The organism is Streptomyces sparsogenes subsp. cuspidosporus, assembly GCF_039532705.1.
Lineage (GTDB): Bacteria > Actinomycetota > Actinomycetes > Streptomycetales > Streptomycetaceae > Streptomyces > Streptomyces sparsogenes.
The window spans coordinates 184,024-204,676 of record NZ_BAAASD010000014.1 but is presented as its reverse complement, the minus strand read 5'-3'; the positions used below and the strand labels follow the sequence as shown (position 1 = coordinate 204,676).

At 72.8% G+C, this 20,653-nt stretch carries 15 protein-coding genes, 1 tRNA gene and 1 pseudogene; 4 read left to right on the top strand and 13 right to left on the bottom strand.

What is annotated here, in order from left to right; translation table 11 throughout:
* Nucleotides 1–360, top strand: a pseudogene (locus ABFY07_RS19220) (hypothetical protein); the annotation flags it as partial.
* Here ABFY07_RS19220 and ABFY07_RS19215 read toward each other — a convergent pair.
* Nucleotides 323–399: transfer RNA gene (locus ABFY07_RS19215), tRNA-Pro, on the bottom strand. The pseudogene ABFY07_RS19220 and the gene ABFY07_RS19215 overlap by 38 nt on opposite strands.
* Complete coding sequence (locus ABFY07_RS19210; protein WP_346175652.1) at nucleotides 377–1,432, bottom strand: alpha/beta fold hydrolase; 1,056 nt, start codon at nucleotides 1,430–1,432, stop codon at nucleotides 377–379. Before ABFY07_RS19210 ends, ABFY07_RS19215 begins: the two co-directional genes overlap by 23 nt.
* A gap of 210 nt (nucleotides 1,433–1,642) precedes the next feature.
* Between ABFY07_RS19210 and ABFY07_RS19205 the strand changes: the two genes are divergently transcribed.
* A complete protein-coding gene (locus ABFY07_RS19205; protein ID WP_428836956.1) occupies nucleotides 1,643–4,888 on the top strand; it encodes an amidohydrolase family protein in 3,246 nt (1,081 codons plus the stop codon).
* A gap of 105 nt (nucleotides 4,889–4,993) precedes the next feature.
* On the opposite strand, the gene ABFY07_RS19200 is transcribed toward ABFY07_RS19205, so the two are convergent.
* The 3 genes from ABFY07_RS19200 to ABFY07_RS19190 all read right to left on the bottom strand — a co-directional run bounded on the left by ABFY07_RS19200 (nucleotide 4,994) and on the right by ABFY07_RS19190 (nucleotide 9,892).
* Nucleotides 4,994–5,728 (bottom strand): helical backbone metal receptor, encoded by a 735-nt coding sequence (locus ABFY07_RS19200; protein ID WP_346175651.1) that lies wholly within the window; start codon nucleotides 5,726–5,728, stop codon nucleotides 4,994–4,996.
* Between the two features lie 344 nt (nucleotides 5,729–6,072).
* On the bottom strand, nucleotides 6,073–8,694 hold the full coding sequence (locus ABFY07_RS19195) for an ABC transporter permease/substrate binding protein (RefSeq protein WP_346175650.1): 2,622 nt from the start codon (nucleotides 8,692–8,694) through the stop codon (nucleotides 6,073–6,075).
* Nucleotides 8,687–9,892: a quaternary amine ABC transporter ATP-binding protein gene (locus ABFY07_RS19190; RefSeq protein ID WP_346175649.1), complete on the bottom strand. Its 1,206-nt coding sequence runs from the start codon at nucleotides 9,890–9,892 to the stop codon at nucleotides 8,687–8,689. Before ABFY07_RS19190 ends, ABFY07_RS19195 begins: the two co-directional genes overlap by 8 nt.
* Before the next feature lie 232 nt (nucleotides 9,893–10,124).
* Between ABFY07_RS19190 and ABFY07_RS19185 the strand changes: the two genes are divergently transcribed.
* Nucleotides 10,125–11,036 (top strand): 5'-3' exonuclease, encoded by a 912-nt coding sequence (locus tag ABFY07_RS19185; protein WP_346175661.1) that lies wholly within the window; start codon nucleotides 10,125–10,127, stop codon nucleotides 11,034–11,036.
* Nucleotides 11,037–11,085: 49 nt separating this feature from the next.
* Nucleotides 11,086–11,979, top strand: a complete 894-nt coding sequence (locus ABFY07_RS19180; protein ID WP_346175648.1) for a siderophore-interacting protein — start codon at nucleotides 11,086–11,088, stop codon at nucleotides 11,977–11,979.
* A gap of 130 nt (nucleotides 11,980–12,109) precedes the next feature.
* Here ABFY07_RS19180 and ABFY07_RS19175 read toward each other — a convergent pair whose 3' ends face one another.
* From ABFY07_RS19175 to ABFY07_RS19140, 8 genes are all read right to left on the bottom strand, one after another.
* On the bottom strand, nucleotides 12,110–12,886 hold the full coding sequence (locus ABFY07_RS19175) for an ABC transporter permease (RefSeq protein ID WP_065968335.1): 777 nt from the start codon (nucleotides 12,884–12,886) through the stop codon (nucleotides 12,110–12,112).
* Nucleotides 12,883–13,938: an ATP-binding cassette domain-containing protein gene (locus ABFY07_RS19170; RefSeq protein WP_065968334.1), complete on the bottom strand. Its 1,056-nt coding sequence runs from the start codon at nucleotides 13,936–13,938 to the stop codon at nucleotides 12,883–12,885. Before ABFY07_RS19170 ends, ABFY07_RS19175 begins: the two co-directional genes overlap by 4 nt.
* 201 nt (nucleotides 13,939–14,139) lie before the next feature.
* On the bottom strand, nucleotides 14,140–14,856 hold the full coding sequence (locus ABFY07_RS19165; protein WP_346175647.1) for a PadR family transcriptional regulator: 717 nt from the start codon (nucleotides 14,854–14,856) through the stop codon (nucleotides 14,140–14,142).
* Between the two features lie 182 nt (nucleotides 14,857–15,038).
* Nucleotides 15,039–17,861, bottom strand: a complete 2,823-nt coding sequence (locus ABFY07_RS19160) for a DEAD/DEAH box helicase (protein WP_346175646.1) — start codon at nucleotides 17,859–17,861, stop codon at nucleotides 15,039–15,041.
* 89 nt (nucleotides 17,862–17,950) lie between these two features.
* Entirely contained in the window at nucleotides 17,951–18,862 is a 912-nt protein-coding gene (locus ABFY07_RS19155; RefSeq protein WP_346175645.1) for a diacylglycerol kinase, read from the bottom strand.
* 29 nt (nucleotides 18,863–18,891) lie between these two features.
* Nucleotides 18,892–19,839, bottom strand: coding sequence for a twin-arginine translocase subunit TatC (tatC, locus tag ABFY07_RS19150; protein ID WP_346175644.1), 948 nt, complete (start codon nucleotides 19,837–19,839; stop codon nucleotides 18,892–18,894).
* Between the two features lie 77 nt (nucleotides 19,840–19,916).
* Entirely contained in the window at nucleotides 19,917–20,210 is a 294-nt protein-coding gene (gene tatA / locus ABFY07_RS19145; RefSeq protein WP_346175643.1) for a Sec-independent protein translocase subunit TatA, read from the bottom strand.
* 191 nt (nucleotides 20,211–20,401) lie between these two features.
* Nucleotides 20,402–20,653 carry a hypothetical protein gene (locus ABFY07_RS19140; RefSeq protein WP_346175642.1) on the bottom strand — a complete coding sequence of 84 codons (252 nt, stop codon included), beginning with the start codon at nucleotides 20,651–20,653 and terminating at the stop codon, nucleotides 20,402–20,404.

Genomic DNA, 20,653 nt, shown 5'->3' with positions numbered 1-20,653 from the left:
ACCACCGCCAACCTCTACAGCCACCTCACCCAGCAAGCCGCCCACGACGCCGTAGACGCCATCGACACCGCACTGACCCAAGCCGACCCCACCGCCGATAGCCATCCACACTGGCCCGCCTGGCTGCGACCACGCCGCGACCACCCGAACGGACACCGGGCGCGCCTCACGCTGCCCTACTTCGCCGCCCCGGCCGCCATTTCACCGAGCGCCTCCACGCCTCAAGGCGTGCATGCGACCACCATGCGACCACCACGCCGCACAACACGAAGAAGGCCGCTCTCCCATCTCTGGAAAAACGGCCTCCGACCTGCGAAAACGCTGGTCGGGACGACAGGATTTGAACCTGCGACCCCTTGACCCCCAGTCAAGTGCGCTACCAAACTGCGCCACGTCCCGGTGCTTGTCCGGCTCGGGCTTTCGCCCTGGCCGGTCGCGCAAGAGAACAATACCGCACTTCAGGGGGTGGTCGCTGCCACCTTGGGGGGTGGAGCCCCGGCGGGGCGGGGATGGGGGTTCTGGTTACTGTCTGCTGATGTGTGGTGACGGTGGAGGAGTGGGGGCCGGGGTAGCGGAAGTCCTCGAGGAGTTCGTAGGCCAGGGTCATCCGCTGGTTGCGGGGGTCTTCGGCGCCGACGGCGATGTGGACCGGGAGGCGGGTGGGGATGCGGGCCTGGTGGTGGGGGTTGTTGATCTTGCGGACGGCGCGGACCCAGTCGCGGGAGAGGCCGGCGCTGAAGGGGAAGCCGCATCGCCCGTCCGCGGCGTAGGCGGCCACCTCCGCGGGGTCGCGGGAGAGCCACTCGTAGCCGGTGCCGGATTCGTAGGGGTCGTTGAAGGGGGCGAAGAGCTGGGTGGTGAAGCCGGACAGGGCGGTGCGGCCGCCTTCGGCGATCTCGGCTTCGAGGCGGGCGATGGTCTGGTCGGGTTCGGTCGCGGGCAGTGAGCGGAAGGTGCCGGAGAGGATCAGGCCGGCCAGGTCCTCGCCGTACTCCTGGGCGTAGTCGCGGGCGAGCATCGAGCCCATGCTGTGGCCCAGCAGGAAGAGGGGGATCCCGGGGATGGTGCGGCGGGTTCGGTCGCCGACGGTTCGCAGGTCCTTGACGGTGGCCCGCCGGCTGTCGCCCTCCTCGCCCACGACACCGTAGCCGCCGGTGGAGGCGGCGGTCGGAGGCCGTGGCCGCGGCGGTCGCGCGGTGGAGGCGGCGGTCGCGCCGTGGAGGCGGCGGTCGGAGGCCGTGGAGGCGTAGCCGTGTGCGCACAGGTGGCGGGCGAAGCGGTCGTAGCGCTGGGCGTGTTCCGCGGCGCCGTGGGCGATCTGGACGATCGCGCGCGGGCTGTCCGTCCCGGGGAGCCAGGTGCAGGTGGCCAGGCGTACGCCGTCGGGGGTGGGGAGGTGGTCGGTGCGGTGGGTGACGCCGTCTGTCGGCATGCCGTCTCAGCTCCTGGGTGGAGAGGGAGGGAGGGGATCAACCTTTCCCATGGAGAGCCGCGGCCAAGTCGAGACAGGTGCGGTGAGCCCCGAGGCTCCCGGCCACGTCGAGGGTGTTGACCGGGGGCCTGTGGCCTGTGAAACGATCAAGCGCTGCACGCACCACTGCCTACTCCTGCTCCGCACAACTCACGTGTTCCAGGAGGACCGTTGGACACCGCAGACTCTTCCGTCCCAGCCGAGCCCGTCATAGCCGAGCCGCTCGCCGACGGCTCCACGTCGTCCACGCTGTCCCCGCTGTCCCGCCGCGGGTTCCTGCGGGCCGCCGCGGGTACCGCCGCGGTGGCGGGGGCGGCGGCTGGGCTGCCTGGGCAGGCGGCCGTCGCTCAGGAGCGGCGGGCCTCGCTCACCTTGTCGTTCACCGGTGCCACCAACGGCGCCGCGACGCTCTCCCCCGCCGGCGACCGGCTGGTCGCCGAGATCCAGAACGTCCTGTGGTCCCTCCCCCGCAAGGGCGGCACCGCGACCGCGCTCACCCCGCCCGACCTGGAGCCCACCCGGCCCGTCTTCTCCCCGGACGGGAAGTGGCTGGCCGTCTGCGCGTACCGGGGCGGCGGCTTCCATCTGTGGACGCTACGCCCGGACGGGTCGGGTCTGCGGCAGCGTACGGACGGCCCCTGGGACGACCGGGGCCCGGCCTGGTCGCCGGACGGCACCCGGATCGCCTTCGCCTCCGAGCGTGGGGGCGACCCGGTGACGGGCGGCCCGTACCGGCTGTGGGTGCTGGAGGTGGCCACCGGGGAGCTCACCCGGCTGACCGGGGTGCCGGGGCAGGACGGGCCGCTGCAGGACGGCGCCTGGGAGGACTTCGACCCGGCCTGGTCCCCCGACGGCGAGCGGGTGCTGTTCGTACGCGGCCGGCTCGCCGGGGCCGCGCTGGACGCCCGTACGGTCGTCTCGGTGCGCGCCGACGGCAGCGGGCCGGTGAAGGTGGAGCACACCGAGACGGCCGCGGGCGCCTCGGTGCTCGCGCCCTCGCGCTCGCCCGGTGGGTCCCTGGCCTATCTGCGCACCACCCCCGCCCCCGACGCCTCGTGCACGCTGGTGGTGGACGGCGCGGCCGTCGCCGTGGGGGGCGATGTGCAGCCGGTGCCGCCGCGCTGGACGGCCGACGGGGAGCTGCTGCTCACCGTGGACGGGCGGTTCCGGCTGGTGCGCCCGGAGGCGCCCAGTGGGGGCGAGGAGATCCCCTTCAGGGCGGCCCTGCCGGTCGACCGGCCGCGCTATCGCGTCAAGCGGTACGACTTCGACAGCGGCGGCGGGGCGCGGCCGGTGCGCGGCGTGCACCTGCCCGCGCTGTCGCCGGACGGGCGCCGGGTGGCCTTCGCCGCGCTGAACTCGCTGTGGGTCGCCGAGGTGGCCGGCGGCCGGCCCCCGCGCCGGGTCGTGCGGGCCGCCCCCACCCGCTATCTGCTGGCGCCGACCTGGACGCCCGACGGGCGTGCCCTGGTGTACGCGGACGACCGCGACGGCCTGCTCGCCGTGCGCCGCCGGGACCTGGCCTCCGGGGAGGAGACCACGCTCGCCTCCGGGGGGAGAGTGCACCCCGCGCTGTCCCCCCGCGGCGACCGTCTCGCCAGTATCGACATGTCGGGAAACCTGGTCGTGCGCGACCTGGCCGCGGGCACCGAGCGCGTCCTGGCCGCGCCGCTGGGCGGCGGCGGGCTGCCCGGCAGACCGAGCTGGTCGCCCGACGGTCGCTTTGTCGCCTATTGCGACCGCAACCGGCTGAACCAGCGGTTCCGCGAGGGCTACAACCTCATACGCGTCGTGGACGCGAGCAGCGGCGCGGCCAGGCTGTACGCCCTGGCGCCGCACACCTCGCTCTCCGACCGCTACGACTCCGGCCCCGTCTGGTCCCCCGACGGCCGCCATCTCGCCGTGATCGCCGAATCCGCCCTGTGGCTGCTGCCCGTACGGCCCGACGGCACCCCCGACGGCGAGCCGCGCCGGCTGACCGAGGAGAGCGCCGACCACCCCTCCTGGTCGGGGGATTCGCGCTCCATCCTGTATCTGTCGGCGGGCAAGCTGCGGCTGCTGGACGTCGACAGCGGCGCCGCGCGCACCGTGCGCGTCCCGCTCGACCACCGGCGTCCGAGCCCCGCCGACACCGTCGTCCACGCCGGCAGGTTCTGGGACGGCACCGGGGGCGACGGCACGGTCCGCGAGGACGTCGACATCGTGGTGCGCGGCGGTCGCATCCTCTCCGTCGGACCGCACCGCGCCGGGCGGCCGGCCAAGCGCCGCGTGGACGCCTCCGCCCGCACCGTCGTACCGGGTCTCTGGGACGCCCACACCCACCCGTGGCAGTACACCTACGGCGGCCGGCAGACCGTGCTGCAGCTCGCCTACGGCATCACCACCGCCGTCTCCCTCGGCGGCTTCGCGTACGAACAGGCACGGCTGCGCGAGGCGATCGCGGCGGGCGCGCTGGCCGGGCCCCGGCTGCTGGCGACCGGGGAGCTGCTGGACGGGCCGCGGGTCGCCTACAGCATGGGCCGGGCACACCGCACCCGGGAGGGGCTGCGCCGCTCGCTGGAGCGCGGCGCAGCGCTCGACTGGGACTTCGTCAAGACGTATGTGCGCGCCCCGGGCTGGATCATGGAGGAGGCGGCCCGCTTCGCGCACGAGCGGCTCGGGGTGCGCACCGGCAGCCATCTGTGCTCGCCGGGCGTGCAGCTCGGGCAGGACCTGACCACCCATCTGCAGGCCACGCAGCGCCTGGAGTACGGGCACGCCACGACGGCGACCGGGCGGTCCTTCCAGGACGTGGCGGAGATCTACACCGCCACGGACTTCCGGCTGATCGCCACGCCGTTCACGGCCTCGCCGCTGGTGGGGGCCGATCCCTCGCTGGCCGAGGACGAGCGGGTGACCCGGCTCATGCCGCCGTGGGACACCGCCCTGGTGCGGCAGTCCGCCCAGACGCCGCCCACCGCCGCCCAGCTCGCCACCCTCCGCACCGAGATCGGGGTCTACCGGCGGATCCTGGCCGGCGGCGGTGTGGTCGCCCTGGGCACCGACGCGCCGCTGGTGCCGGTGGGGCTGCATCTGCACCTGGGACTGCGGGCGCTGCACCGGTACGGGCTGTCGGCGGCCGAGGCGCTGCGCACCGCGACGCTGCTGCCCGCGCGGGCGTTCGGCGCCGACCGGGACCTGGGCACCCTGGAGGTGGGGAAGCTGGCCGACCTGACGGTCGTGGACGGTGATCCCTTCACGGACTTCGACTCCCTGGTGCGCACCGTTTCGGTGCTGCGCGGCGGGGTGCCGTACGAGCAGCGGGACCTGGTCGATGCCTTCCCGGAGCCCGACCGGGCGCGGCACGGGAAGTCGGCGGAGCACTGGCTGGAGGTGGGGCGGCTGCTGCGGCGGGACACCTGCTGCGACCACGGGTGACGTGACGCGGACGGGTGAGGCGGTGGCCTCCTGGGAGGCGCGGGCCGTCGGTGCGGCGTGCGGCTTCGCTCCCTGCGGGCGCCGCCGCGCCCCGCCCCCGCCGCCCTACCGCCCCAGCGCCGCGCCGAGGACGGCGGGGGCCTGGGCCAGCGAGGGGCCGTACCAGGTCAGATGGCGCCCGCTGACGAGCGCGGCGGGCAGGTCCGGGAACGCCTCGGGGCCGTCCTCGGCCGTGAAGCGGTACGGCTCGTCGGGCAGCACCACCAGGTCGGCGCCCGAGGCGTTCAGCTCGTGCAGGGGGACGCGGGGGTAGCGCTCGGCGTGCTCGGCGTGGATCACGTGCACGCCGAGCCGCGCGAGCAGGTCGCCCGCGAAGGTGTCGCGGCCGAGGACCATCCAGGGCCGGCGCCAGACGGGCACCACGGCCCGCCGTCCGGGGCCGGCGGGCGGCGGCAGCCGGGCCCAGGCCGCCTCGGCCTCGTCCAGCCAGCGGGGGCGGGCGAGGCCGCAGCCGTCCACCAGCACCCGCTCCAGCTCGCGGAACGCCTGCTGGAGGCCGCGCACCTCGGTGACCAGGACCTCGAGGCCGGCGGCCCGCAGCGCGGCGAGGTCCGGGGCGCGGTTCTCCTCCTCATTGGCGAGGACGAGGTCCGGGGCGAGCGCGGCGATGCGCGCGGTGTCGGGGTTCTTGGTGCCACCGATCCGCTCCGCGGTCAGCCCGGGCGGGTGGCTGCACCAGTCGGTCACCGCGGCCAGCAGCCCGGGGGCGGTGGCGGCCACGGCCTCGGTGAGGGAGGGCACGAGGGAGACCACGCGCCGTACGGGGGTGCGGGGGGTCATGGCTCAACGGTACGGCGTGAGGGCGGCACCTCCCACCCCCCTACGGCGTGAGGGCGGCACCTTCCCCCTTGCGTTACGGCGTGACGGGCGGCACCTCACCCCCGTACGGCGTGACGGGCGGCACCCACCCCCGGACGGCGTGACGGGCGGCACCCACCCCCGGACGGCGGGAGGGGGCGGCCCGTTCCCGTACGCCCCGTGAACGCCGCCGCCGCGGCCCGCCTCCCGTACGCCCCGTGAACGCCGCCGCCGCGGCCCGGAGCGTTTGCTCCGGACCGCGGCGGACCGCCTGCGGGCCTGGCTACGGCCGGCCAAGGCCGCTGGGGCCGGGTTCCGGTGGGCCGTCAGGACTTCACCGGGGCCATCTTGTCGACGATGCCGGGGTGGGCGTCGATCCATTTCTGGACGCCCTCCTCGACGTTGCCCTTGCCGGCCTCCTGGACGGACTGCTCCAGGCTCGCGAGCTCCTGCTCGCTCATGTGCCAGTTCTTCAGCCACCCGTGGAACTCGGGGAACTTGTCCGGGAAGGACTTGTGGCCCAGCGAGCGGATCTCGTTGTTGGCCCCGAACGCCTTCTTCGGGTCGGCCAGCTTGGTGAGCTCGTACTTGTTGTACGCCCAGTGCGGGGTCCACAGCACGACGGCCACGGGCTCCTTCTTGGCGTACGAGCGCTGCAGCTGGGCGAGCATGGCCGGGGAGGCGTTGTTGGTGACCTGGTACTCCTTGTCCAGGCCGTACGCCTTGAGGACCTTGCTGTTGAGCAGCTGCATCTCCCCGGTGCCCGGCTCAATGCCGATGATCTTGCCCTTGAACATGTCGGCCTTGCCCTTGAGGTCCTCCAGGGACTTCACGTCCTTGACGTAGGAGGGCACCGCGATCTCGAGGGAGGTCTTGTCGTACCAGGGTCCGATGTCGACGAGGTTCTTCTTGTACCGGTCCCAGTACTGCTTCTGGGCGTTCGGCAGCCATCCGTCGAACTCGACGTCGATCTGCCCGGCGCTCATCCCGGTGAACATGGAGCCCACGTCGTACTGCTTGATCGACGGCTTGTAGCCGCGCTTCTCCAGGACGTTCTTCCACAGGTAGGTGGTGGCGACGTCCTCGTCCCAGGGGAAGTAGCCGATCCGCGGCGCGGCCCCGGCCTGCTTGCCCTTCTTGGCGCCCGCGTCGCCCGCGGGGGCGAGCTTGTCGACCAGGCCGGGGTTCTGCTTCAGCCAGGCGCGCACGCCGTCCTGCTGCTTACCCTTGCCCGCGTCCTGGATCGCCGCCTCGAGGCTGGTGAGCTGCTTCTCGGAGAGCTTGAAGTCCTTCATCCACTGGGCGATCTGCGGCTCCTTGGCCGAGAAGCCCTTGCGCGCGATGGCGTGGATGCCGTCGCCCTTGCCGAAGGCGCCCTTGGGGTCCTCGAGCTTGGTGAGCTTGTACTTGCTGTACGCCCAGTGCGGGGACCACAGGGTGACGGCGACCGGCTCCTTCTTGGCGTAGGAGCGCTCCAGCTGGGAGAGCATCCCCGCGGTGGAGCCCTTGACGAGGGTGTACTCGCCGTTCAGGTCGTAGTCCGGGAGGACCTTGTCCTTCATGAGCTTCATCTCGCCGGCGCCCGGCTCAATGCCGATGATCTTGCCCTTGAAGGTGCCGCCCTTGCCCTTGAGGTCGTCCAGGGTCTTCACGCCCTTGACGTACGAGGGCACCGCGACCTCGAGCGAGGTCTTGTCGTACCAGGTGCCGAGGTCCTCGAGCTGGTTCTTGTACTGCTTCCAGTAGGAGGCGTGGGTGGCGGGCAGCCAGGCGTCGGTCTGCATGTCCACGTCGCCGGAGGCCATGCCGGTGAACAGCGCGCCGACATCGTAGGTCTGCAGCTTCGGTTTGAAACCTCGCTGCTCCAGGATCTCCTTCCACAGGTAGGTGGAGGCGACGCCCTCGTCCCAGTTGATGTAGCCGAGGTTGACCGTGCGGCCCTTGCCGACGTCGGCGGTGACCTTCTGGCCGCCGTCGTCGCCGCCGAAGATGTTGAGGCCGCCCGCGACGAGCGCGAGGACGACGACGCCGACCATCGCGACCGAGGTCGCGGGACGCCAGCGCAGCACCTTCAGGCCGCCCGTGGCGCCCGCGGCCTCCTTGGCCAGGGCCCGCCGGCCCAGCGGCGAGACGCGCTGGTTGAGGGCGCCGGTCATGCGGTCCAGGTACATGGCGAGGATGACCACCGCGATGCCGCCCTCGAAGCCGAGGGCCACGTCGACCGAGCTGATCGCCTCGAAGACGGAGGAGCCGAGGCCGCCGCCGCCGACCATGCCCGCGATGACGACCATGGACAGCGCGAGCATGATGGCCTGGTTGACGCCCGCCATGATCGTGGGCAGGGCGAGCGGCAGCTGGACCCGGAGCAGGGTGCGGCGCGGGGTGGTGCCGAAGGCGTCGGCCGCCTCGACGAGCTCCGCGTCGACCTGGCGGATGCCCAGCTCGGTCATCCGCACGCCCGGGGGCATGGAGAAGACGATGGTCGCGATGACGCCCGGGACCACGCCGACGCCGAAGAAGAAGATGCCGGGGATGAGGTAGACGAAGGCGGGCATCGTCTGCATGAAGTCCAGCACCGGGCGGAGCACGGCGCTCACCGCGCGGTTGCGCGAGGCCCAGATGCCCAGCGGCACGGCCAGCACGATCGTGATCGCGCCGGCGACCAGCACCAGGGAGAGGGTCTCCATCGCCTCGTCCCACTGCTGGATCGAGTCGATCAGCGCGAAGCCGGCGAAGGCGAGGACGGCGGGCACCAGGCCGCGCAGCCACCAGGCGAGCACCGCGAGGATGCCCGCGAGGAGCAGGGGGTCGGGCGCGGCGAGCACGTCGTGGACGCCGTCGTACATGCCCTGGACGACCTTGGCGATGAAGTCGAAGAGCCACTCGAAGTGGTCGCGGAGGAAGTCGACGCCGGACTGGATCCAGCTTCCGAGCTCGAGCCTAGGCACCGGCGATCACCTTCCCCTCCGGAGCCTCGGGGGCGTCGGGGGCGTCGGTGGCCTCGGTCGCGCCGGAGGTCTTGGCCACCGCGGCTCCCGCGGTCTTCCGCCCCTCCTGGGGGGCGGCGCCGTCCGCGCCCGGGTCCGGCTCGCCGAGGACGGCGAGCAGCCGGGCCCGCGGCACGACGCCGATCAGCGAGTCCTCCTCGTCGGTCACGGCGACCGCGACGCCGCTGCGCGAGCAGGGCGTGAACAGCTCGACGATGGGGGTGTCGGCGGTGACGGTCGCGGGGGCGGCCTCCAGGACGTCGCGCTCGGTGCGCAGCACCGTGCCGTCCGGGGTGGTGGTGCCCAGCGCCTCCTGGGGGTCGGCCATGATCGCGCCGGCGGTGAGCACCCGGCTGCGGTCGACGTCCTGGGTGAAGGAGGCGACGTAGTCGTTGGCCGGGGTGACCAGGATGTCCTCGGCGGTGCCGATCTGGACGATCCGGCCGTCGCGCATGACGGCGATGCTGTCGCCCAGGCGCATGGCCTCGTTGAGGTCGTGGGTGATGAAGACGATGGTCTTCTTCAGCCGCTTCTGCAGCTCGAGAAGCTGGTCCTGCATGTCGCGGCGGATCAGCGGGTCGAGCGCGCTGAAGGACTCGTCCATCAGCAGCAGGTCGGCGTCGGTGGCCAGGGCGCGGGCCAGGCCCACGCGCTGCTGCATACCGCCGGAGAGCTCGTCGGGCCAGGAGTTCTCCCAGCCCGCGAGGCCGACCAGGCCCAGCGCCTCGGTGGCGCGCCGGTCGCGCTCCTCGCGCGCGACGCCCTGGACCTCCAGCCCGTAGGCGGCGTTCTCCAGGACGCTGCGGTGCGGGAAGAGCGCGAAGTGCTGGAAGACCATGCTGATCTTGTGGGAGCGCACCTGGCGCAGTTCGCGCGGGGACAGGGCCGTCAGGTCCTGGCCGTCGAAGAGGACACGTCCGGCGGTCGGCTCCAGCAGTCCGTTCAGCATGCGCAGCAGGGTGGACTTACCGGATCCGGACAGACCCATGACGACGAATATCTGGCCCGCCTCGACGGCGAAGGACGCGTCGATGACCGCCGCCGTCGTACCGTCCGCACGCAGCTCGTCACGGCCCGCGCCGTCCTGGAGCCTCGCCACCGCCTCATTGGGTCGTCTGCCGAACACCTTGTACAGATGCTCGGCCTGCAGCCTGGACACATATACCTCTCGGGTCGCACCAAAAAACGACCTGCCTCCCCCGCCGGCAGGTCGTGGAGCGGGCGGTGTCCGACCGCGTGCCCGATGCAATAGTTGGTTTACCTAACGGGTCCGCTCCGGCTGCGCGCCTGCCCCGATCCTCTTGGCGCAAACCAATTGGTGACCCACGTCACATTTCCGGGGCGTGGCTGTCGGTGGGGTGCGGCATCATCGAGGCGTGACCCGACGCCTGATGCTCCTCGACACCTCGTCCCTCTACTTCCGCGCCTACTTCGGCGTGCCGGAATCGGTCCGGGCCCCGGACGGCACGCCGGTGAACGCCGTGCGCGGGCTGCTGGACTTCATCGCCCGGCTGGTCCAGGACCACCGCCCCGACGAGCTGGTGGCCTGCATGGACTTCGACTGGCGCCCGAAGTGGCGGGTCGATCTGATCCCCTCGTACAAGGCACACCGGGTGGCCGAGGAGGCCCCGGCGCCCGGCGGGGTGGACCAGGAGGAGGTGCCCGACACCCTCTCCCCGCAGGTCCCGGTGATCGACGAGGTGCTGGACGCGGTGGGGATCGCCCGGGTGGGCGCCGAGGGCTACGAGGCGGACGACGTGATCGGCACGCTCGCGGCCCGGGCGTCCGGCCCGGTCGACATCGTCACCGGCGACCGCGATCTGTTCCAGCTCGTGGACGACCGGCGCGCGGCGCGGGTGCTCTACCCGGTCAAGGGAGTCGGCACCCTCCAGGTGATCGACGAGGCGGCGCTGCGCGAGAAGTACGGGGTGGGCGGCGCGGGGTACGCGGATCTGGCGCTGCTGCGCGGCGACACCAGCGACGGGCTGCCGGGCGTGGCCGGGATCGGCGAGAAGACCGCGGCCAAGCTCCTCGCCTCGTACGGCGACCTGGCGGGGATCATGGCCGCGGCCGCCGACCCCGCCTCCGCGCTGACCCCGGCGCAGCGCAGGCGCCTGGAGGAGGCTCGGGAGTACGTGGCGGTGGCGGCGAAGGTGGTGCGGGTCGCGTCCGACGTCCCGCTGCCCGCCTTCGACCCGGCGCTGCCGCGCCGGCCGCGGGACGCGCGGGGGCTGGAGACGCTGGCGGAGCGGTGGGGCCTGGGCGGATCGCTGCGCCGACTGCTCTCCACTCTCGAGGAGTGAGGTGTTAGGTTAGGTCACCCTAACTCGTTTGTGGATCAGGGAGGTGGCCGTGGCAGAGCGTCCGGCCCGCAAGACGCCGCAGGTCAACCGGGCGCGGGTGGCGCGCACCGAGCGGCTGACGCCCCACATGACGCGGGTGGTGCTCAGCGGCGGAAGCCTTGACGGCTTCTCGGCCGGCGAGTGGACCGACCACTACGTCAAGCTGCTCTTCCCGGTCGAGGGCGTCGCCTATCCCGAGCCGTTCGACATGGCGCGGGTCCGTGCCGAGTTCCCGCGCGACCAGTGGCCGCGCACCCGCACCTACACGGTGCGCGCGTGGGATCCCGCGGCGCGGGAGCTGGCCTTGGACTTCGTGATCCACGGGGACGAGGGGCTGGCCGGGCCGTGGGCCGCGCGCGCCGAGCCGGGCGAGGAGATCCTCTTCCTCGGCCCCGGCGGGGCGTACACCCCGAGCCCGGAGGCCGACTGGCATCTGCTCGCGGGCGACGAGAGCGCGCTGCCCGCGATCGCCGCCGCGCTGGAGCGGCTCGCGGACAGGCCGGCGGGCGCGCCGGTGCACGCCCTGATCGAGGTGGCCGGGCCGCAGGAGGAGCTCAAGCTGCGCGTGCCGGAGGGGGCGGAGGTGAGCTGGCTGCACCGGGGTGCCGGGCGGGTCGGCGAGTCGCTGGTGGCGGCCGTCCGGGCGCTGGACTTCCCGCCCGGCCGGGTCCACGCGTTCGTCCACGGCGAGGCGGGGTTCGTGAAGGAGATCCGCCGCTATCTGCGGATCGAGCGTGAGGTCCCGCGCGAGTGGCTGTCGATCTCCGGCTACTGGCGGCGCGGCCATGACGAGGACGGCTGGCAGGCGTCGAAGCGGGAGTGGAACCAGCAGGTGGAGGCGGAACAGGAAGGAGCGGCGGGGGCCGCGGGCGAGTCGGGGAGCGAGGGGGCCGCGGCGGCCTGATCCACGGCCCGGACGACGGCGCGGGGCGGCCCCGGCGGTGTGATGTCACCGCCGGGCCCGCCTTCTTGTACATGTGGGGCCGAAGGGCCGGGTGGGGCCGAAGGGCCGGGTGGGGCCGAAGGGCCGGAGGTCAGACCGACCGCTGGTACGACCGGAAGGTGCGGGTCGACAGCCAGACCGCGGCCAGCGCGAGCACCAGCAGGGCTCCGCCCCGGCTCGCCACATCGCCCCAGTCCGGGTCGTCGGCCATGGCCGAACGGCCGGCCACCAGCGCCCAGTTGACCGGGTTGACGTCGGCGATGTGCCGCATCCAGCCCGGCATCAGGGCGGGCGCCATGAAGGCCTCGGAGAGGAAGGTCAGGGGCAGCAGCAGGAAGGTGTTGATGCCGATGATCGACTCCCGCTGCCGGACCAGCATGCCCAGGGCGTTGGAGAGCGCGCCGAAGACCGTGCCCAGCAGCACGGACGCCACGACCAGCAGCGCGAGGCCGGTGAGGCCGCCCGGGTAGTCGGCGCCGCCGAGCTTGCCGAGCGCCACGATGATGACGGACTGCACGGCGGTGCCGATGCCCTGGGAGACCACATTGCCGTTCATCAGCGCGCCGCGGGAGATGGGCGTGGTCAGGAAGCGGTTGAGGGTGCCGCGCTCGATCTCCTCCAGGGTGCCCATGCCGGCCCACATGCTGGAGGACAGGGCGCTCATCACCACGATGCCCGGGACCAGGTAGTCCAGGTACGAGCCGGTGCCGAAGCCGCCGAGGTCGGTGACCTTCCGGAAGAGGGAGCCGAAGAGGAACAGCCAGATGATCGGCTGGATGAGGTTGATCAGCAGGAAGACGGGCTGACGCCAGTAGACCATCAGCTGGCGCTGTGTCATGTACCAGGTCTGGGTGAGGGTCGCGCTCATCGGGCACCTCCAGCGGCCCCGGCCGGGACGGGCGTGCCGACCGCGGCGTCGGCCTCGGTGAAGCTGCGGCCCGCGTAGCGCAGATAGACGTCGTCGAGGGAGGGGCGGGCCACGGTGGCGGTGGCCACGGCGGCGCCCGCCCGCTCCAGGGCGGCCAGCAGCGCGGGCACGGCGGCGGCGCCGTCATCGGCGCGGGCGCTGACCCGCCGTCCGTCGACGGCCACCTCGTGCACGCCCGGCAGCGCGGTGAGCGCGTCGCGCAGCAGCGGCTCCGCGCCGTCCGCGGCGGCCTCGCGCAGCTCCAGGTGGACGGCGTCGCCGCGCAGTTCGCCCTTCAGCTCGTCCGGGGTGCCCTCGACCACGACCTGGCCGCGGTCGACGATGGCGATGCGCTCGGCGAGGCGGTCGGCCTCCTCGAGGTAGTGGGTGGTGAGCAGGATCGTCAGTCCCTCCTCGCCGGCGAGCCTGGCGATCTCCTCCCACATGGCGGCGCGGGCCTCGGGGTCGAGCCCGGTCGTGGGCTCGTCGAGGAAGAGCACCTCGGGGCGGTGGACGAGGCCGAGGGCGACGTCGAGCCTGCGGGACATGCCGCCGGAGTAGCCCTTGACCGGGCGGTTCCCGGCGTCGGCGAGGTCGAAGCGCTCCAGCAGTTCATCCGCGCGCCGGGCGCAGGCGGCGCCCTTCAGGCCGTACAGCCTGCCCTGCAGCAGCAGGTTCTCCCGCCCGGTCGCCACCGGGTCGGCGCCGGACTTCTGGGCCACGACGCCGATGGCCGCACGGACCCGGCCGGGGTGGCGCAGCACATCGTGTCCGGCGACCGCCGCGGTGCCCGCGTCGGGCCGGGCGAGGGTGGTGAGGATCTTGACGGTGGTGGACTTCCCGGCCCCGTTGGGCCCGAGCAGGCCGAAGACGGTGCCGGACTCGACGGCAAGCTCCATGCCGTCCAGGGCCCTGACCCCGCCGGGGTAGGTCTTGACCAGTTGGTGTGTCTCCACTGCGAGCGCGCGGTCGCGCAGGTGGTGCGGGGGGCGTCCCCCGGTTGTCGGCGCCATGGTGGCGTGTCTCCACTTCGGTCGGTCGCAGACGGTGATCCGTCGTGCGGGGGCGAAATCCGCCGTACCGGTTCGCGGGTGGAGAGCCGGGCTATCCTGGGTGTGCCGCACCTCGATCGCCTGGCCTGCCATCGCCGCAGGTCCGGTCCGGGGTCAGGGCCCCGGCGCGCGCTGTTGGCGCAGCGCGCCCCGGGGCCTTCTTCATATGCCCGGGCTGGCGCCCGGATTGGCGTCCGGGCTGCTGTCCGAGTTGGTGCCCGGGCTGGTGTCCGGGTTGGTTCTCTCCTCTATCTCCATCCATTCGGCCGGTATCTCGCCGGTCTCGCTCAGGGCCCGCCATTCGGCGGCGCCGGAGAGGGCGCCCGCCGCGAGGTCCTGGCGGAGGGCGCGGATCCACTCCGTCTCGGCGCGGATCATGTGGAGTTGGTATTCGGTCTCGAGGACGAAGATCCTCGGCAGGTCCTTCGCGAGGGCCTCCAGCGTGTCGCCGACGGCCCGGGCCCGGGCCTCCAGCGCCTCGATCCGCCGCCCGAGCAGCTCGTCGGCCTCGTCGACGGGCAGCACCAGGATCAGCGAGAGCGCGGCCTCGAACAGGGGGTACTCCCGGGCCGGCACGGACACCAGCTCGACCAGCCAGTCGTGCAGCTCCACCTGGCCGTCCGCGGTCAGTCCGTACAGCGTGCGCTCGGGACGGCGCCCCTGCCGCTGCACGCCGGCGACCTCGACGAAGCCGTGCTTCTCCAGGTTCTGGACGACGGTGTAGAGCGAGCCGTAGTTGATCTTGATGCTGTGCTCCTTGCCTCGTCTCCGGAGCACCTGCGCGATCTCGTACGGATGCATGGGCCGCTCACTCAGGAGCGCCATCACCGCGAGCGCCAGGGGGTTGCCCAGCTTGCGCCGCTTCGCCGCCACCGCCATCACCTCGCCTCCGTATATCCGTGAGCGAACATATCGCGAGTTTCCCAGAGGCGTCAACCGCGATGTATCGCGTTTGCCTCGACTTTACGGCCCGGGGAGAAACACGGGAAGCAACACGACAGGCCGTGTCCGACCGGGAGTCGACCCGGCCGGACACGGCCCGTGAGGCAGGACGAGAAGGGTCAGCCGACGGAGGAGTACGCCACCACCCCGCGCAGCAGACCGTCGACCGCGCGGCGGGCGCTGCGCGCCACCGTGCCCTCCGGGGCCGCCGCGGCGATCTGCCCCAGCACGTCGATCACCTGCTTGCACCAGCGCACGAAGTCGCCCGCGGGCATCTCCACCTCGCGCAACACCTCGTCCAGACCGCTGCCGGAGGCCCAGCGGTAGGCGGCCCAGGCGAAGCCCAGGTCGGGCTCGCGCTGCCCGACCCCCTCCGCCTGCTTGATCCTGTGCTCGTCCTCCAGGGCGTCCAGCCGGCCCCAGATCCGGACCATCTCGCCCAGCGCCTCCTTGGCCCCACCCGCCGGCAGCTTGGGCGGCAGCGCGTCGTCCGCCGCCCGCGCCTCGTAGACCAGCGCCGAGGCGCACGCCGCGAGCTCCGCGGGCTTCAGCCCCTCCCACACCCCGTCGCGCAGGCACTCGCTGGCCAGCAGGTCCAGCTCACCGTAGAGCCGGGCGAGCCGCTTGCCCTCGTCGGTGACCTCCTCGCCCCGCAGATAGCCGAGCTCGCTCAGCAGCGCGCAGATCCGGTCGAAGGTGCGCGCGATGGTGTTCGTACGCCCCTCGATGCGCCGCTCCAACTGCCGGGTGTCCCGCAGCAGCCGGTGGTAGCGCTCCGCCCAGCGGGCGTGGTCCTCGCGCTCGTCGCAGCCGTGGCAGGGATGGGCCCGGATGGCGGCCCGCAGCCGGGCGATCTCGGTGTCGTCGGCCGCGGCCGAACGCTGCTTGCGATGGCGGCGCACATCGTGGTGGCCCGCCTTGCTGCGCAGCGCGGACGCCAGGTCCCGGCGGGACTGCGGACTGCGCGGATTGAAGGACTTGGGGATCCGCATCCGCTCCAGCGGCTCCACCGGCACCGGGAAGTCGATCGCGGCCAGCCGCTTGACCTGACGCTCGGCGGTGAGCACGAGCGGCCGCGGGCCGTCGTGGTACTCCAGGCCGCGATGGCCGCCCGTACGCCCCGCCGGCAGGCCTGGGTCGAGCACCAGCGCCAGCCCCGCGTACTTGCCGGTGGGGACGTGGATGACATCGCCGGGGCGGAGCCTCTCCAGCGCCTCCGCGGCGGCGGCGCGCCGCTGCGCCACGCCCTGCCGGGCCAGCTCGGTCTCGCGGTCCTTCAACTCGCGGCGCAGGCGAGCGTATTCGTCGAAGTCGCCGAGGTGGCAGGTCATGGAGGCGCGGTAGCCGCGCAGCCCCTCCTCGTTGCGCTGCACCTGCCGGGAGATGCCGACGACCGCCTTGTCGGCCTGGAACTGCGCGAAGGAGGTCTCCAGCAGCTCGCGCGAGCGGTGCCGCCCGAACTGCGCGACCAGATTGACCGCCATGTTGTACGAGGGCCTGAAGGAGGAGCGCAGCGGATAGGTGCGGGTGCCGGCCAGGCCCGCGAGGGCGGCCGGGTCCATCGCCCGCTGCCACAGCACCACGGCGTGGCCCTCGACGTCGATACCGCGCCGGCCGGCCCGGCCGGTGAGCTGGGTGTACTCGCCGGGGGTGATGTCGGCGTGCTGCTCCCCGTTCCACTTGACGAGCTTCTCCAACACCACCGAACGCGCGGGCATGTTGATGCCGAGCGCCAGGGTCTCGGTGGCGAAGACGGCCTTGACCAGCCCGCGGACGAACAGCTCCTCCACCACCTCCTTGAAGGTCGGCAGCATGCCGGCGTGGTGGGCGGCGATGCCCCGCTCCAGGCCCTCCAGCCACTCGAAGTAGCCGAGCACATGCAGGTCTTCGTCGGGGATGCCGGAGGTGCGCTCCTCGACGAGGGACCGCACCCGGGCGCGCGCCGCCTCGTCGTTGAGGCGCAACCCGGCGTACAGGCACTGCTGTACGGCGGCCTCGCAGCCGGCGCGGCTGAAGATGAAGGTGATCGCGGGCAGCAGCCCCTCGGCGTCGAGCCGCTCGATGACCTCGGGCCTGCCGGGGGTCCAGATCCGGCTGCGCTGGCGGCGCTCGCGCTCCCGGTCGGCCTCCCGCATGGTGCGGCCGCGACGCTTGTCGCGGCCGAAGCTGGGCCGGGAGTTCTCCATCCGGGCCAGCCGGACCAGGTCGGGGTTGACCTCGCGGCGGCCGGCCTGGCCGTCGCCCTGCGGGCTCTTCTCCTCGAACAGGTCGTACATCCGCCGCCCGGCCAGCACGTGCTGCCACAGCGGGACAGGGCGGTGCTCGGAGACGATCACCTCCGTGTCACCGCGGACGGTGTCGAGCCAGTCGCCGAACTCCTCCGCGTTGGACACGGTGGCGGACAGCGAGACCAGCGTCACCGACTCGGGGAGGTGGATGATGACCTCTTCCCAGACGGCGCCGCGGAACCGGTCGGAGAGGTAGTGGACTTCGTCCATCACCACATATCCGAGCCCCAGCAGCGACTGGGAGCCCGCGTACAGCATGTTCCGCAGCACCTCGGTGGTCATCACGACCACCGGGGCCTCGGAGTTGATGCTGTTGTCGCCGGTGAGCAGGCCGACCCGGTCGGCGCCGTAGCGCTTGACGAGATCGGTGTACTTCTGGTTGGACAGCGCCTTGATGGGTGTGGTGTAGAAACACTTGCGGCCCTGGGTGAGCGCCAGGTGGACGGCGAACTCGCCCACGATGGTCTTGCCCGAACCGGTGGGGGCCGCGACCAGCACGCCCTTCCCGGCCTCCAGGGCCTTGCACGCCTCGATCTGGAACGGGTCCAGCTCGAAGTCGTACATCTCGCGGAAGGGGGCCAGCGCGGTGGCCTCCTCGGCCGCCCGCAGACGGGCCGCGGCGTAGCGCTCGGCGGGAGATAGCTCGTCGGTCATCGTACGTACGAGACTACCGGCCGCCTCCGACAACGCACCCGATCTTTATCTGCTGATCGGGACGGGGTGGGGCGGGCGTGCCGGTCTCCTCAGCGGCCCGCGTCCGGCCCGGGCGCGCCCAGCAGCCGCAGGGCGCCGGGGACGGCCCGGGCGGTGAGCGGCAGCGGCCCCAGGCGCTCACCGTCCGCGTAGGCGGTCAGGCCCTCGGCGGCCAGGGACACCGAGGCGGCGCGGTGGGTGGTGACCGCCCGGTGGCCGAGGTGGCTGCCCCGGTAGACGCGGGGGAAGACCGTCAGCAGCGTGGTGCGGGTGCACGGGCCGACGACCGTGATGTCGAAGAGCCCGTCGTCGAGAGCCGCGCCCGCGCAGATCCGCATGCCGCCGCCGTACGAGTCGGCGTTGCCGACGGCGACCAGGGTGGCCTCGAACTCGCGCTCCGGCCCGCCGTCGAGCCTCATCCGGTAGCGGATCGGCCGCAGGGCCGCGAGCTCGGCGAGCAGGGCGAGGTCGTAGCGGAGCCGGCCGCTCGGGCGGCGCATCCGGTTGCCCCGCTCGTTGACCCGGGAGTCGAAGCCGGAGGCGAGGACGGTGCCGAACCAGATGTCGCCCGCCCGGCCCAGGTCCAGCTCGCGGCCGCCGTCGCCCTTGAGCGAGCCGGCTACGGCCCGGGCCGCGGCGGCCGGGTCGTGGACCGGCAGCCCGGTGGCCCGGGCGAAGTCGTTGCCGCCGCCGACGGCGATCACCCCCAGCGGGGTGCCGGTCCCGGCGACCGCCTGGAGGGCGAGCGAGACCATGCCGTCACCCCCGACGGCCACCAGCGCTCCGGTGCCGCCCGCCACCGCCTCGCGGGCCCGCCGCAGGGCGTCGGCGCCGTCGGCGCCTCTCACCGTCCGCACGGCGAATCCGGCCCGCCGCAGGGCCTGGACGGCGGGCCGGGCGGCGCGGGCGCCGCGGCCGCGGCCCGCCGTGGGGTTGACGATGACGGTGATGTCGCAGGTCACTCGCGGACCCTACCGGGCGGGCCGCCGGCTCAGGTGATGTCGTCGTAGCCGTTCCGCCGGGTCGGGCCCGGGTCCTCCGGGTCGTCGCCGCGGGACGGGGACAGCGGCTCGATCTCGCCGATGGCCGCGGGCGTCAGGTCGAGGTCGGAGGCCTCGTCGTCGCTGAGCCCGGCGTCCGGGTTGGCGCGCCGCCGCCGGCGGTCGTTGAACAGGCAGATGCCGGTGGCGCCGAAGTACAGCACCACGATGGGCGCCGCCAGCAGCGACATGGTCAGCGGGTCGCCGGTGGGGGTGGCGATCGCGGCGAAGACGGTGATGCCGACGACCATGCCCCGCCACCAGCCCAGCATCCGCCGACCGGTGATCACCCCGCCGAAGTTGAGCAGCACCAGCAGCAGCGGGAGTTCGAAGGCGAGCCCGAAGACGATCACCATGCGCGTGACGATGTCGAAGAACTCGTCCGCGGGGAACAGGTTGTCCCAGTCCTCCGGGGTGAGGCCGACCAGCGCCCCGGCCGTGGTCGGCAGCACGGCGTACGCCAGCCAGGCACCGGCCAGGAAGAGGGGCACGCCCGCGGCCACGAAGCCGAGCGCGTACTTCTTCTCGTGGCTGTGCAGGCCCGGCGCGAGGAAGGCCCACAGCTGGTAGAGCCAGATCGGGCTGGAGACGACGACGCCGGTCATCAGGCCCACCTTCAGCATGATCGTGAAGGGGGCCAGCAGGCCGTTGGCGGTGATCTGCGCACAGGGCTGGGTGTGCTCGCCACCGATGCCCTCGCCCTTCTTGCAGCCGACGCTGTCGATCACCGGACCGGTGAGGAACTCCGCGATCTGCTTGTAGTAGATCAGCGCGACGACCGTGACCACGATGATCGCGACGACCGACTTCAGCAGCCGGTTGCGCAGCTCTCGCAGATGCTCCGCCAGGGGCATCCGCCCCTCAGGGTCCTTCTGCTGTTTGCGGGCAGACTTGAGCAACCCACGTCCTCGTCTCGTGCGAAGGCCGCCGTCGGCTCAGCGAGCCGCCGCGGCGCTCTCGGCTTGCGTCGGCTCCGTCAGCCCTGGGCGGTGCGGTTCGGCTCGCTGACCGGGCGCGAGCTGGTCACATCGCCGGGAGCCGCCTGGATGGTCCGCGGGGCGCTCTGCGCGGAGGGGTCGGCGGGCGCCGTGGGGGCCTCGGCGGCCTTCGCCGCCTCGTCGTCCTTCTTCATGGCCTTGGCCTCGCTCTTGAGGATGCGGGCCGACTTGCCGAGGGACCGAGCCATGTCCGGGAGCTTCTTGGCGCCGAAGAGCAGCAGAATGACAACGAGGATCAGAATGATCTCGGTGGGCCTCAGATTGCCGAGCATGTGCGACTACCTTCTCGCCGGGGCGGCGTAACTTCCATGCCTGCCGTGTGGGATCGGACTGGCGTGCTAGTGCTGGCAGCGATCGTAACCCGCAGGGGTAAACCGCGGGCAATGCCCGTGCATACTCCCTGTTGCGATCACGGCACCGCCGCGACAACTGCGCCAAGCAGCCTACCCCGCCGCCCCCCGCGTCAGTCCCTGACGTCGGTCGACAGCCGGTCCTGACGAACGTCATGGCCGTGCCCCCGCCGCAGGGCGTCTACCTGCCCGCCCAGCGGGGTCGTGGCCCGCTCCAGGTCCTCCGCGGCCCGGGTGATCCGCCGCGAACTCTCCGCCACCTGCCGCGCCAGCCTCCGCACTTCGACGAAGACCCGCACGGCGGGCACGGCGAGAACGGCGATTCCGGTGACGGCGAGGGCGAGGGCGAGCATCGGCCAGAGCAT